This window comes from Streptomyces sp. NPDC030296, assembly GCF_055572815.1.
The window spans coordinates 336660-350336 of the sequence record NZ_JBVICQ010000006.1; the positions used below are offsets into that span (position 1 = coordinate 336660).

A 13677-nucleotide genomic window follows, 5' to 3' on the forward strand; every position below is an offset into this window, starting at 1 on the left:
CCGAACCCCGGTTCAGCAAGTGGTGCGTCAACACAGCTTGGCAGCAAAGGGGTTCACAGCAGGAAGTCGGCCTCGCCCGCCTTCACTCCGGCCAGGAACGTGGTCATCTCCCGTGGGGTGAAGACCAGCGCCGGGCCGTCCGGATCGGTCGACTGGCGTACGGCGACCCGTCCGTCCGCCAGCTTCTTCACCTCCACGCAGGCACCGCCCGCGTCGTCGCTCCAGGGACGGCGCCAGTCGTGGGCGCCGAGGTCGCGGGCCGGCATGCCGTTGTGTACGTCGCGGTTGTCACGTATCGAGTGGCGCACTTCCTGGGTCATGTCGTGGTGCACGTCAGAGCTCCTTGCGTAGGGCGCCGAGGAGGGCCTCGGTCTTGCGGGGCGGCGCGGACTGCGCGCCCAGCCGGTCCATGGCCTCGCGGTAGACGACCACGTCGCCCCCCTTGTCGAGGTACACCGCGCCCACCAGACCGTTGAGATAGACGATGTCCGGCAATTCGGGTGCCCTGAACCGGAAGAGATGGAACGCACCGGCCCGCATCGCGGGATGCGGGCCGTTCCGGAACGGCATCAGCTGCACCGTCACATGCGGCAGCCGATTCATCTCGATCAGATGGTCGATCTGGGCGCGCATCACGTCCGGCCCGCCCACCGGCCACCGGAGCACCGTCTCGTCCATCACCACCCACAGCCGAGGCGGCTGCTCCCGTGTGAGCAGTTCCTGGCGGCGCATCCGCAGCGCCACCCGGCGCTCGGTCGCCTCGGTCGCCGCGTGCGGATTGCCGGCCCCCAGCAGGGCTCGCGCGTACGCCTCGGTCTGCAACAGCCCGTGCACGAACTGCGCCTCGTACGCGCGGATCTGGAGCGCCGCCTGCTCCAGGCTCAGATACGCGGCGAACCAGTCGGGCAGGACGTCCCGGTAGGTGTGCCACCAGCCGCGCTTGTTGGCCTCGCGGACCGATTTGAGGAAGGTCTCGATCTCCTGCTGGTCGCCCACCCCGTAGACCTGGAGCAGTTTCTCGACATCCGGCAGGCGCAGCCGGGCGACCTTGGCGGCCTCCATCCGGCGGATCGTGGAGTGACTCACCCCGATCGCCGCACCGGCCTGCTCGAACGAGAGGCCGGCGCGGGTACGCAGTTCCTCCAGTTGGCGACCGAGGATCATGCGCAGTACGGAGGGGGCCCCGCCCCAGTCGGTCTCCGCGGTCACGCCCACCTCCTCGCCTCGATGACGCAGTCTGGCACGATCTTGGCGAGAACGCTGACATCCTGCGATCGACGAATTGCAAATTTCAACTTGCTGGTTGCGAGGTGTTGTTCATGGATGCCAGAGTGGAACCACCGTCACGGCTTCGGTGAACGCTGGGGCTGAGCGGCCAGGTTGGGGGAGATGTGGCCGCAACTCAGCGCTGTGCGCCGCGAGTTGCACGACCCTCGTGGTGTAGGGCGAGGCCGGCCGTGGCACCGGCACCACTGACGGTGCGAAGGGCCGACGAAAGGCATACGGCGATGGCTCCGCCCCTCCTCCCCCAGTCGTCGGACCGGTTACCCCCGGCCATGCGTCCACCCACCCAGCGGGCTGCCGCCTACGAGCCCCACAGAGCGGGCGTCTTCGGACTGCCCGCCGTGCCCGCCTCGGCGGGTGAGGCACGCAGAACGGTCCGCGAACTGCTCGAAGAGTGGGGAGTGGCTCCGGACCTGCGCGAGGACGCCCTCCTCATCACCTCCGAACTCGTCACCAACGCGCTGACCCACACCACGAGCGAGTGGATCGTGTGTCGGCTGCACCTCACCGGGCAGCGGCTCCGCATCGAGGTCGAGGACCAGAACTGCGGTCACGCCCAGCCCGCCCGACGCCGACCCGGACCCGACGACCAGAACGGACGCGGGCTCATGCTGGTCGGCATGCTCAGCAGCGACTGGGGGGTCGACGAGACCCCACAACGGTCCGGTCGCGTCGTCTGGGCAGAACTGCCGTCGGAGGGCCGGGAAACCGCCGAGCCCGCCCCTCCGACGGCGTGATCTTCCACCGGGAGCGCGCGACCGGGTCCACGCTTCCCTCTCCGCACGGCGAGAGGGAAGCCCGGTGAGCACCGAACCACGGCGGGCGCCGAGGGCACCTGCCACCTGACCGGTGACCGTGCCGGGGGCGCCGCGCCGCGGGCCCGGCTGTCAGAGCTGGCCGCTCGCCGCCAGCCGGGCCTCCGCCTGGGCGCGGGCCGCTTCCAGCACCGCCAGCAGGACCGTCTTGCTGGACTGGCGCTCGCGCACGTCGCACAGCACGACCGGCGTCGACGGGTCGAGGTCGAGGGCCTGGCGGACCTGCTCGGCGGTCGCCTCCCTGCGGCCGTCGAAGCAGTTGACGCCCACGGCGAACGGGATGTCGCGGGACTCGAAGAAGTCGATCGAGGCGAACGACGCGTCCAGACGGCGGGTGTCGGCGAGGACCACGGCCCCCAGCGCGCCCGTCGACAGGTCGTCCCACATGAACCAGAAGCGGTCCTGGCCCGGCGTACCGAAGAGGTAGAGCACCAGCTCCGGCGAGATGGTGATACGACCGAAGTCCATGGCGACCGTGGTCGAGGTCTTCTTCTCGATGCCCGCGAGGTCGTCCACGCCCACGCTCGCCGCGGTGATGCGCTCCTCGGTCTCCAGCGGGGCGACCTCACTCACCGAGCCCACCATCGTGGTCTTGCCGACGCCGAAGCCGCCAGCGATGAGGATCTTCAAGGCGGTGGGGAGGAGCGGCTCAGAGCTGACGGATACCATCCATCACCCTTTCGATGAGATCCACACTCGGCTGCTCGGTCAGCGCGGGCGGGGCCTGGACAATGATCAGCTCGGCGTTGAGGAGGTCGCCACAGAGCACCTTCACCACACTCACCGGCAGATCCAGGGTCCCCGCGATCTCGGCCACCGCGACGGCACGTTCGCGGCACAGCGCGAGGATCGCCATGGCCTCCGGCTCTAACTGGTCCTGCTCCGACTCATGGGTGAACCGGGAGACCACCAGCGTGATGAGAGTGAAGTGATGTCTGCTGTGGCGGGTACGGCCACCGGTGATGGCGTACGGCCGGACATGACGTCCGGCCTCCTCATCGTCGAGCCATCGCGGCTCACGCATCCTGGACGTAACCGGACGGGGTCTCCACGCGTGGTGCGGCACTCAAGTACTTGCCGACCTGCTTGACCAGAGTTCCCATCTCGAACGCCATCATGCCGACGTCCACCTCCTCCGAGGCGATCGCGGCCAGCCGCGCGCCCCGGCCCGCGGCCGTCACGAAGAGGAACGCCCGCTCCATCTGGATGACGGTCTGCTGCACCTCGCCGCCGTGGAAGTGGCGTGCCACGCCCCGGGCGAGGCTGTGCATGCCGGAACCGACGGCGGACAGGTGCTCGGCGTCGTCACGCCGGATGTCCCTCGACTTTCCGATGAGAAGGCCGTCCCCGGACAGCACCACGGCGCAGCGGATCTCCGGAATCCGCTCGACGAGTCCGTCCAGGAGCCAGTCCAGCTGGGGACCGGGTTGTACCTGCTCAGTCATTGCTGAATGTTCCTCACAGTTAGTCGGCGCCAGGGGAAGCGCCGGTCAGGTGGCGCCATGGGGGGTTGCGCCGGGGGGTGGGGCGCCGGGGGGAGCACCCGTCAAGTGGCGCCGGGGCCGCGCGGTGGTGCCTGCCGGTCGTCGTCGCCGTCCGGCCCGCCCGGCTCGGAGAGCCGGGCCCGCTTCAGCCCCTGCTGGATCGCGATCATGGCGCGTGCCGAGGCGTCGGGGGAGAGCCCCGCCTCGGTATCGCCTTCCCGCAGACCGTCCGCGGCTTCCTTGCGGAGCTGCTGTGCGAGGCTCGCACCCCGGGTCCGCTGGGGCAGGACCTGGGGTGTGGTCAGGGGACCGGAGGAGGTGCCCCGGCCGGATGCGGCGGCGGAGGAGTGCCCGGTCATGGCACCCGACCCGGAGGTGGCGGGCCCGAGCCCGGCACCCCCTCCGCTTCCGTACTGGGGTCCGCTTCCGCTCCGGTACTCCGTTCCGGCGCTCGTCCGGGCGCCGGAACCGTACTCGGATCCGCCGCCGTACCCGGTGCCCGGACCCTGGTGCGCCCCGCCGGCCGTGCCGCCACCACTGGTCAGGGTGGTGTGCGGCGCGGTGGTCTGCCCGGCGGGCGCGGTGTGGTGCGTGGCGGGCTCCTGCGGGGGAGCCCAGTCGGTGGTGCCCGCGGACGGGGGCAGGGGCGCCGATTCGGGTGGCAACAGACCGGCACCTCCGTAATCGGGGAACCCGCTGTGGTCCGGCATCCGGGTGTCCGTCAGCAGGTTCCCGGGAGCCGCCGGCGGGTCGGCGCCGACGGAGACGGCACCGGCGCCCACCCCGGCGAGCACCCCGGCACCTTGCGGCTCGGACACGTCGGAGACGGCGCGCCCGCCCCCGCCGAGCCCGCTCCGCTCGCCCGTACCGGAGGACACCGCCGCCATGTTCGACGCGGCGACCGCCGACGTGAGCTGGTCGAGGACCGGCGAGTCCACCTCCTCCAGGAGGTCCGCCGGAAGCAGTACGACGACGAGCGTGCCGCCGTACACCGACTCGCGCAGCTCCACCTTGATGTTGTTGCGCTCGGCGAGCCGCGCCACCACGAAGTGCCCGAGGCGCGGGTCCTCGCCCAGGGCGGTCATGTCGAGCTTCGGCGGGTGGGCGAGGAGGTGGTTCGCCTTGTGCCGCAACTCCTCCGGCACACCCAGGCCGTGGTCCTCGACATGGATGGCCAGGCCCTTGGCGACCTTGGTGGCGCTGACGAACACCTGGGTGTCCGGCGGCGAGAAGCTGGTGCCGTTCTCGATGAGTTCGGCGAGCAGATGTGTCACGTCCGACACGGCCCGCCCGGTCAGGGCGAGTCGGCGGTCGGCCGGCTGGTTCTTGATCTTGACGCGGGTGTACGCCTCGGTCTCCGCGACCGCGCTGCGCATCACGTCGGTGATGGAGACGGGCGCGGTCATCCGGCGGGTGGGCGGCGAACCGGAGAGGATCACCAGGTTCTCCGCGTGCCGGCGGACACGGGTGGCGAGGTGGTCGACCTTGAAGATGTCCTTCAGCAGGTCGGAGTCCTCGTGCTTGCGCTCCAGGTCGTCCAGGAGCGAGATGAGGCGGTGGATCAGGATCTGCGTCCGGCGGATCAGCTGGGCGAAGACCTTCTCGGAGCCCTCCCGGCCGAGGCTCTGGCGTACCGCGCTCTCCGCGGCGACCCGCCCCAGGTGCTCGATGGCGCCGGCGAGCCGCTCCATCTCGTCCGCCGAGGGCTGCCGGCCGGCGGCGAGGGACTCCGGCTCTATTCGCTCGCCGCGCTCTATGCGGGCCAGCAGTTGCGGCAGCCAGACGTCCGACAGCTCCTCGGTCCTGCGCTGGAGGTCGGCGATCCGGCGCAGCGTGGAGCGCCGGCCGCGGGAGGCCAGCAGGGCCCCGGCGGTCAGCGCGATCAGGGTGGCGGCGGACCCCAGCAGGGTGGCCAGGAGCAGGTCGTCGGCGCGTTCCGAACCGGCGTCGGCGACGCCCCGCACGGACTCGGCGCCCAGCGACTGGAGATCGCCGATGACACCCTCGCTCGCACCGGGCCAGGTCGGTGCCTGCCGGGGCAGGGCGGTGCCCTCGCCGTTGGTCATGGCGTCCTCGACGACGCCGATGGTGGTCCACTGCGCGCTGTCCGTGATCTCCCCGTAGGAGGCGGCGCCGCCGACGGGGAGATCACGGGCGTCGAGCGCCGCGCGGATCTCCTGCTGGACCGCCAGGTACTGGGAGAACCGGGTGCGCGCCTGCGGGGTCAGCTTGCGCGAGGGCAGCGCGCCGGAGATCAGCGCGTCCTCGCGGGAGAGCATCTCGGTGAGCCGTACGACCGCCGTGGTGGCCTCGGCGGAGTGCGCGCGGTTCCCGTCGTCGCTGCTCACGGCCGCGCCGAAGAGGTTCACCCCGGCCTGCACGGCGCCGGTGAAGTACTGGAAGGCGCCGTCGTTGTCGAGCTCACGGTCGTCGATCGCGGAACGCCGGTCCGCCAGGTCGTCCAGCGCGTCGTCGAGCTTCTCCGCCAGGTTCCGCAACCGGGGGGTGTCGAGCGCGGACATGGACGCCTTGCGGTACGAGGTGACCGAGGCGTCCGTCCTCTCACGGGCCGCGTCCAGCTTCGAACGGTCCGACCCGGCCCGGCTCGTCTGCCAGACGGCCGTGAGCCGGCGCTCCTCCTGGAGCCGGGACAGCACGGTCTGCGCGGGCGCGGCGACGGAGGTGGCCCGGTCCGACTCGGCCCACAACTGGATCTGCTCGTCGACGAGTCCGGCCGCCGTGTAGCCCCAGATTCCCGTGGCGAGGACCGCGGGGACGACGAACGGCACGACGAACGAGTACCGGAGGGATGTGCGAGAGGCGGACCGATGACGTGTCCGCCGGTCGCGGTTGCCTGGCATCTGATTCCTCGTACGACAGCGAAAATCCGATGGCGGTCAGGGGTGGCGCGTGGTGCCCGACATCCCCCCTGTGCGCCGACTTGACACGCCGTCGGCAAATGTCAGCGGCCGTGGGGAACCGTATCAGGCCCCATGCCTGACCGTCAGCATCCGCTTGACCGCAACCAATCGCTCATGGGCGCGAGTTGACGAAGATCACAAAAGGGCGAGCAGCTTGGGGGTGTACAAGGCGCTCGCCGTGCCGATACCGGCCACCGTGTCGAAGTAGATGGACGTCAGTTCCGGGTCCTGTCGCACGGCCCGCAACAGGGACAAGCGTTGCTCGTGGGGCTCCAGTCGGGCAACCCCCAGGGTCGCCTCGTACCCCGGAGTGAGAGCGGCGTCACGTTCCTCGGCGTACGCGCCGAGCGCCGCGTCGAGGGCCGCCGGGTCGCCGCCGAGACGGGGACCGGCGTGCTTCGCCAGGGATTCCGCTTGTTGAAACGCGTCAGTGATGCCGCGGGCGGTGATCGAGTCCTTGTGGTGGCCGGCGTCCCCGACCAGCGCCCAACCGGGCCCGGCCGCCTGCCGGAAGAAGTTCCGCTGGTCGCCCGTTCCGCGCAGTCGCTCCAGCGGCTCCCGGCCCGCGATCCGTTCGTACAGGGTGGGCGCGGTGGTGCGGACCTGCTCCAGGAACGACGAGCAGGCGTCGGAGCGGATCTCGTCGAAGCGGGCCTGCGGGAAGTAGGCGAGGACGAGGGTCGCGTCGTCGTTGGTGGCGACGGCCGCCACCCAGGCCCCGGTGCTCTCGTACAGCTCCAACGACGCCGGGACGTCCGTGTAGTAGGCGTAGTACGCGCAGGTCAGCCGCTCGTCCTCGACGGTGAACGGGGCCTTCGCGAGGTCGGCGACGGTGGAGCGCATGCCGTCGGCGCCGACGACCAGGTGGGCGCGTTCGCTGAAGGGCCGTCCGTCGTGTCTGCCCTCCACACCGACGACCCGGCCGGAGGCGTCGTGCAGCAGGCCGGTGATCACGCACTTCTCCCGGTACTCGACTCCGGCCGCGACCGCCGCCTCCACGAGGACCGGGTCGAGGACCCGGCGCCGTGGCGCGTACGCGGCGCGCTGTCCCTCCACACCGCGGGCGCAGCCCTCCAGCCGTACGTCCGCCACCTCGTAGCTCACCCGGTCGAGCGGTGGGCAGCCGGTGGCGCGGACGGCGTCGAGGAGGTCCCAGCGGGCGAGGGCGGCGACCCCTGGCTGGTGGATGAGGTGGGTGGACAGGGTGTCCGAGCCGAAGGCCCCCTTGTCGAGCAGGAGGACGCGGTGGCCGGCGCGGGCCAGCAGCATGGCGGTCGGGGCTCCGGCACAGCGCGCCCCTACCACGATGGCGTCGAACATGTGGGCCTCACTACATAGGTGAATGTCGGAAGGGGAGTGGACGGGCCGGCGGTGGGGGTGGGGCGCCGACGAGGGGTGCGGGGGCCGGCACGCCGGGTGCGGCCGGTCCCTCCGGGAACGCGAAACCCCCGAGAGACGCGTGCGGACGCCCCCAGGCCGCGTGTGGACGCCCCGGGGGAGGGGGCGGTGCGCGGTGGGTGGGGGGACCGGGCGACTTCGGGGGTCATGGGTGACGGATCGGAGAGTCGGGTGGGGTCGGGGCCGGGGGACGAGCCGGCCCCAGGGGTGGGTGGACGGTCCGTGCGGTCGGGGACGGGAGACGGGAGGGAGGGCGGGAAGGGGAGCGTCCTTTTCATCGCTCCCCAAGGGAGTGGCGCGGTCGCTTCCAGTTCGGGTGAGGGTTCCGGGGAGGGCGGGGAGATGTCGGAGGGGTCGGGGAAGGGTCAGCGGGGGCGGGTGAGTTCGGTGAGGAGGGCTCGGCGGTCGATCTTGCCGTTGGGGTTGAGCGGCAGTTCGTCGAGGACGGTGATCCGGCGCGGCAGCATATAAGGAGGGAGCCGGGAGCCGAGTCCGGCGAACAGCCGGTCGGGGGCGCAGCCGGTGCCGCTGACGGCGGCCTCCAGCTCCGGTTCGCCGTCGGCGGCCGGCACCGCGAGCACGACGGCCTCGCGCACTCCGTCCTGCTCCCGCAGCAGCGCCTCGATCTCACCGAGTTCGATGCGATGGCCGCGGATCTTCACCTGGTGGTCGGTGCGCCCGAGGTGGATCAGCTGCCCGTCCCGCAGGGTGACCCGGTCGCCGGTGCGGTACCAGTCGGCCTCGGTGACCTGGCCGGTGCCGGTGCCGGTGCCGGTGCCGGTGCCGGTGCTCGTGCCCGTGACCGTGCTTGCGCCGGTGCCGTCGTCGGCGGGGACGAAACGGCCCGCGTCGTTCGCCGGGTCGAGGTAGCCGGGGAAGCGCTGCGGGCCGCGTATGCACAGCTCCCCGGTGTCGGCGGGCTCGCCGTCCTCGTCCAGGAGCAGGAAGTCCAGGGTGGGGAAGCAACGGCCGATCGGCGCCGTGCCGTTCGGGGTCTCGGGCCAGTCGGCGAGGTTCGCGGGGAAGCGGTAGCCGGTGCAGGAGATGGTCAGCTCCGTCGGCCCGTACAGCACGTCCAGCTCGCTGTTCGGGGCGGCCTCCCGCCACTCGCGGGCCGCGGCCAGGGACAGCGGCTCTCCTCCGAAGACCGTCCACCGCAGGGTGGGCATGCTGCCCGGCTTCAGGGTGCCGAGGCGGGAGGCGAAGGTGATGAGCGAGGGCACCGAGAACCAGTGCGTCAGCCGCAGGGCGTTGACGGTCTTCACCGGTGACAGCAGCTGACTGCGGGCCGGCACCACCAGGGTCGCCCCGCCCGCCCAGGCCACGAACAGATCGTGCACCGAGGCGTCGAAGGTCAGCTCGAACGTCTGTGACATCCGGCTGCCGGGTCCGACACCGTAACGGGACGCAACGTGACTGAGGTTGGCGGAGATGTTCCGGTGGGTGATCGGCACGCCCTTCGGCGCCCCGGTCGAACCGGAGGTGAAGATGATGTACGCCAGATCGTCCGGGCCCACGCGGGGCCACTCCCCGTCCGGGCGGGGCTCCGCGGCGATCTCCGCCAGCCCCGGCTCGTCCAGGACGAGCCGCGGCACCCCGGGATCCGCGCCCTCGGTGTCCGTGAGGACCAGGTCCAGCTCCGCCGCCCGGACGATCCCGGCGGTGCGGCCCGCCGGGTGCTCCGGGTTGAGGGTGACGACGGTGGCCCCCGCCCGCAGTATCGCGAGATACCCGGCGTACGCGGCGACCGACCGGCTCGCCAGCAGTCCGATCCGCCGGGGCCGCTCACCCTCCGCCGCCGTGAGCAGCCGGGCGGCGATCCCCTCGGCGAGCCGCCGCAGTTCGGCGTAGGTCAGCCGCCGGTCCTCGACCTCCAGCGCGACCTCGTCCGCGAACTCCTCGGCGGAGCGGGCGAACCAGCCGTACAGGGTCCGCGGGCCGGTGCTCTGCCCGGGCGCAACCGGGCCGCCGGGTCTGTTCGGGTCGGGCGTGCCGACCCCGGGACGGGCGCTCATCGGGCCGCGGCCTCCAACTCGCGGGTCCACTCGCGCAGTTCGCCGACCGTGCGCAGGCGGCCGAACTCCTCCGGGTCGACCTCCTGGCCGGACCGCCTGGTCAGCTCCACCACGATGCGGAGCCGGGCGAGCGAGTCGATGCCGATCTCGGTGAGGGTGGAGCCGTCGTCGAAGCCGGTGCGGGCGTGCTCCCGCAGGAGCCAGGACGACAGATCGCTCTCCAGGTCCCCGCCGCCGCGGGCGCTCTCATCGGGCCAGTACCGCTTGGTCTGCCACGGGTAGTGGGGGAGGGGGACGAAGCGGGCGCCCTTCCTGAACTCCTTGAACTCCGTCTCCCAGTCCACCTCCTCGCCCGCGCGGTAGCGGTCGGCGACCTCGCGGGTGGCGTGCGCGGTGTGTGCGCCCGGCGCCCCGGTGAGCGCGGCCACGAGCTCCGCGTGCGTGGCGCCGGACACCGCCATCCGGTGCTCGTGGTGGCGGCGGCGCAGCGCGGCGCTGAAGCAGATGTCCCGCACCGGGTACCCGGCGCCCGCTCCTCCGGTGTCGAGGTACTCCGCGTACGACCGGGCCAGCGCGTCCAGTGCGGCGGGCGTCCTGGCGGAGAGCGGGAGCACATAGGTGGTGATCGACAGCACCGCCTTGAGCCTCTCCTTGAAGGTCTCCTTGGCGGGCTCGGCCTGGCGCAGGACGACATGGGCGTTGAGCGCGGAGGAACCCTGACCGGATATGCCCATGACAGCCGGACGCCCGTGGTCGCCCAGGGGACGCGTCGCGCGGGGTATCTCCAGCGGCAGTTGGTCCCAGGCGACCGCGGGGTTGGGGGTCTCCACATGGAGGCTGGCCGGGATCTCGCCGTGCTCCAGGCAGAGCACCGCCTTGATCAGCCCGGCCAGTCCGCCCGCCGCCTCCGCGTGACCGATGTTCGACTTCACCGAGCCGACGAGCAGAGGCCGCTCCGCCGGGCGCCCCTCGCCCAGCACCGTGCCGAGCGCGGTCAGCTCCAGCGGGTCGAACACGGGGGAGCCGGAGCCGTGCGCCTCGACGTAGTCGACGTCGGCGGGATCGATCCCGGCGTCCTCGTACGCCCAGCGCAGCACGTCGAGCTGGCCGGTGAGGGAGGGGTTGAGCACCGAGTCGCTGGTGCCGCCGTCGTTGCCGACGGCGCTGCCCTGGATGACGGCGCGGATCCGGTCCCCGTCGGCGACCGCGTCGGCGAGGGGCTTCAGTACGACGACGGCCACGGCGTCGCTGGGGGCGTGCCCGTCGGCGCTCGCGTCACCGAACCTGCTGCGCCCGTCGGCGGACATGCCCCCGGCCGCGGTCATCACCTGACCCTCGTCGGGGCGGAGTTTGAGGTTCACACCGGCGACCACGGCGAGCGGGATCTCCTTGGCGCGCAGGCTCTGCACGGCGCTGTGCACGGCGGTGAGCGAGGACGAGCACGCCGTGTCCACGACCATGCTGGGGCCGCGGAAATCGAAGAAGTGGGAGAGCCGGGCCGGCAGCAGCGAGCGGAAGTTGTGCAGCTGGGCGGCGGTCGCCCCGTCGGGGCCGAGCCGCAGGGCGCGCTCCAGGTAGTCGGCGCGGGTATTGCCCACGAAGACGCCGGTACGGCTGCCCGCCAGGGCGTCCGGCCGCTGGCCCGCGTCCTCCAGCGCCTCCCAGGTGGTCATCAGCAACAGGCGCTGCTGCGGGTCGAGTTCCACCGCCTCGGTGGCGGACAGTCCGAAGAACTCGGCGTCGAACTCCGCCGCCTCCACATATCCGGCCCGCCTGCTGGCCAGCTTGCCGGGGCCCGGCCGGGGATCGTGCAGGGCGTCCACGTCGTAACGTTCCGGTGGGGTCTCGCTGGTGGCGTCCACGCCGTCGCGCAGCAGCTTCCACAGTTCGTCGGTCCCGGCGGCCCCCGGGAGTCGGCAGGCCATGCCGATCACTGCCACGGACCGTGCGTCCACGTCCGACTTCTTCAACGGACCTCTCCTTCGCAGTTGCGTCGATGTGCCTGTGTGATGGCGCGCTCGACCTCCACGTGGCCCCGGGGGCGCCGAGTCCGGCGGATGGTGAGCATGTTTCAGGTTCACGAGTCTGAAGTGGCCACCCGGACGTCCTCGTACCGGGTCCCCCGTGGATCAGCGGGGCAGGCGCCCTCACTCAGGCCTGTCGACGACAGGCCCCGGAACCTGTCGTCGACAGGTCCCTAACCGGAACGGTGGCCGACCGTCCCGGATGCTGTACTGCGGCGCTGTGCGCTCAGTGGATCTTGGCGCGAAAACGCCTTGGGTGGAAGGGTGTTCCAGCCCACATGTGAGACCGGGGGTCCGCAGCCCGAACCGCACTTGCCCCACCGCTCGACACCCTCTCGTTCAGCCGGAAGCGCACGCACGACCGTCGAAAACCGGACCATCGCACGATTGTCGTACGCAAAATCGTTTCCGCTTGATTGTCGTTCAAGGTTTGGCGGGAAGTGATCGCCGAAGGTTGAAACTCGGAGAAATTTGGGCAGGTTCCCGGGTTGGCCGGCAGGGCGGGGCCCGTGAGGCAGGGGGTCCGTCAGGGCCGTCCGTGGCACTGTCCATCAGGTCAGCCTAGAGGGACCGCCGTTGTCTGTGAGGCAACCGGGACATAAATTAACGGCCGTGGTGAACCGTGGAGTCCTGGATTCTGCTTTCATCTGCGGTATGGATCCCCTGACCTCCGACCAGGCACTCCGTGCGGGTGAACAGCGCAGGCTACGGCTGCAGGTGCTCGGCCTCAACAGCGTGGAAGCGGAAGCCACCTTCGACCGGGTGGCCCGGCTCGCCGCGAGCTTCACCCGCTCACCCCTGGCCATGGTGAACTTCATCAACGACGAGCGGCAGATGTTCCGCGGCATGTACGTCCCGACCTCGTCCCCCGGCGAGAAGGTCGGCCCGGACAGCCCGGCCATCCCCTTCGACCTGAGCGAACTGTCCCGTGAGGCGCCCGGCGACTACGGCTTCTGCCCCCATGTGGTCGCCCAGGGGTCCCAGCTCGCCCTGGACGACGTCTTCGACTACCCCAGGTTCAAGGGCAACCCCCTCGTCAACGACCTGGGCGTCCGCTCGTACCTGGGCACCCCCCTGCGCGACAACACCGGCATGGTCCTCGGCACGCTCTGTGTCGCCGACTTCGAGCCCCGCCAGTGGGACCGCCGGATACGAGAGGCCATGCAGGAGCTCTCCGAGACCCTGCTCGCCGACTTCAAGCTGCGCGACAGCCTGCTCGCCCAGCAGCAGGAGCTGTTCGCGGTGTTCGACGGCGCCCCCTTCCCCATCATGCTCACCGAGGGGCCCAACCACCTGCTGCGCTACGCCAACGGCAAGCAGGGCCAGGCCTTCGGCATGGTCCCGCAGTTCAGTCCGGGCCGGCTCGCCCTGCCGCACCTGGACGCCGTCGGCGTCTTCAACGCCATGGACGACGCCTTCCACAGCGGCCGCGCGGCCACCCTCTCCCGCGCGCACCTCGGCACGTACGACTACCCGCAGCCCCAGGAGTTCGACTTCCTGTGCACCCCCGTGCGCACCTCGCCCGGCGCGCCCATCAGCGGTGTGCTGACGGTCGCCATGAACGTGACCGGGCAGGCCTTCGCCGGCCCCGAGCAGCAGGCCTTCGCCGCCAATGTGCAGGAGCGCTTCGAGCAGCTCGGCGCGGGCGCGTTCCCGGGGCAGCGGCCGTAGACCACCGGCCGGGCTCAGCTCGGTGGCCGGACACCCGTCGACGGACCGGGCGCGTGGTGAGACGT

Annotated in this window: 11 protein-coding genes; 2 read left to right on the top strand and 9 right to left on the bottom strand. The window is 71.4% G+C overall.

Annotated features, from left to right (window positions below):
* Positions 1 to 53: 53 nt before the first annotated feature.
* Both ACZ4Z3_RS19665 and ACZ4Z3_RS19670 read right to left on the bottom strand, forming a co-directional pair.
* Positions 54 to 320, bottom strand: coding sequence for a DUF397 domain-containing protein (locus ACZ4Z3_RS19665; RefSeq protein WP_468502351.1), 267 nt, complete (start codon positions 318 to 320; stop codon positions 54 to 56).
* A gap of 13 nt (positions 321 to 333) precedes the next feature.
* Positions 334 to 1209 carry a helix-turn-helix domain-containing protein gene (locus tag ACZ4Z3_RS19670; protein WP_468502175.1) on the bottom strand — a complete coding sequence of 292 codons (876 nt, stop codon included), beginning with the start codon at positions 1207 to 1209 and terminating at the stop codon, positions 334 to 336.
* Between the two features lie 347 nt (positions 1210 to 1556).
* On the opposite strand from ACZ4Z3_RS19670, the gene ACZ4Z3_RS19675 reads away from it, so the two are divergent.
* Positions 1557 to 2021, top strand: a complete 465-nt coding sequence (locus ACZ4Z3_RS19675) for an ATP-binding protein (RefSeq protein WP_468502176.1) — start codon at positions 1557 to 1559, stop codon at positions 2019 to 2021.
* Positions 2022 to 2171: 150 nt separating this feature from the next.
* On the opposite strand, the gene ACZ4Z3_RS19680 is transcribed toward ACZ4Z3_RS19675, so the two are convergent.
* The 7 genes from ACZ4Z3_RS19680 to ACZ4Z3_RS19710 form a co-directional block, all read right to left on the bottom strand.
* On the bottom strand, positions 2172 to 2768 hold the full coding sequence (locus ACZ4Z3_RS19680; RefSeq protein WP_468502177.1) for a GTP-binding protein: 597 nt from the start codon (positions 2766 to 2768) through the stop codon (positions 2172 to 2174).
* Complete coding sequence (locus tag ACZ4Z3_RS19685; protein ID WP_468502178.1) at positions 2749 to 3123, bottom strand: DUF742 domain-containing protein; 375 nt, start codon at positions 3121 to 3123, stop codon at positions 2749 to 2751. The genes ACZ4Z3_RS19680 and ACZ4Z3_RS19685 overlap by 20 nt, the downstream gene beginning before the upstream one ends.
* Positions 3116 to 3544: a roadblock/LC7 domain-containing protein gene (locus ACZ4Z3_RS19690; protein ID WP_099967947.1), complete on the bottom strand. Its 429-nt coding sequence runs from the start codon at positions 3542 to 3544 to the stop codon at positions 3116 to 3118. The genes ACZ4Z3_RS19685 and ACZ4Z3_RS19690 overlap by 8 nt, the downstream gene beginning before the upstream one ends.
* Positions 3545 to 3645: 101 nt before the next feature.
* The gene (locus ACZ4Z3_RS19695; RefSeq protein WP_468502179.1) at positions 3646 to 6372 is read right to left on the bottom strand and encodes a sensor histidine kinase; all 2727 of its coding nucleotides are present in this window, start codon (positions 6370 to 6372) and stop codon (positions 3646 to 3648) included.
* Between the two features lie 267 nt (positions 6373 to 6639).
* Positions 6640 to 7824: an FAD-dependent oxidoreductase gene (locus ACZ4Z3_RS19700; protein WP_468502180.1), complete on the bottom strand. Its 1185-nt coding sequence runs from the start codon at positions 7822 to 7824 to the stop codon at positions 6640 to 6642.
* Positions 7825 to 8267: 443 nt separating this feature from the next.
* Positions 8268 to 9917 (bottom strand): amino acid adenylation domain-containing protein, encoded by a 1650-nt coding sequence (locus ACZ4Z3_RS19705; protein ID WP_468502181.1) that lies wholly within the window; start codon positions 9915 to 9917, stop codon positions 8268 to 8270.
* Complete coding sequence (locus ACZ4Z3_RS19710) at positions 9914 to 11887, bottom strand: beta-ketoacyl synthase N-terminal-like domain-containing protein (protein WP_468502182.1); 1974 nt, start codon at positions 11885 to 11887, stop codon at positions 9914 to 9916. The genes ACZ4Z3_RS19705 and ACZ4Z3_RS19710 overlap by 4 nt, the downstream gene beginning before the upstream one ends.
* A 708-nt stretch (positions 11888 to 12595) precedes the next feature.
* On the opposite strand from ACZ4Z3_RS19710, the gene ACZ4Z3_RS19715 reads away from it, so the two are divergent.
* Complete coding sequence (locus ACZ4Z3_RS19715) at positions 12596 to 13612, top strand: GAF domain-containing protein (protein WP_468502183.1); 1017 nt, start codon at positions 12596 to 12598, stop codon at positions 13610 to 13612.
* Positions 13613 to 13677: the final 65 nt, after the last annotated feature.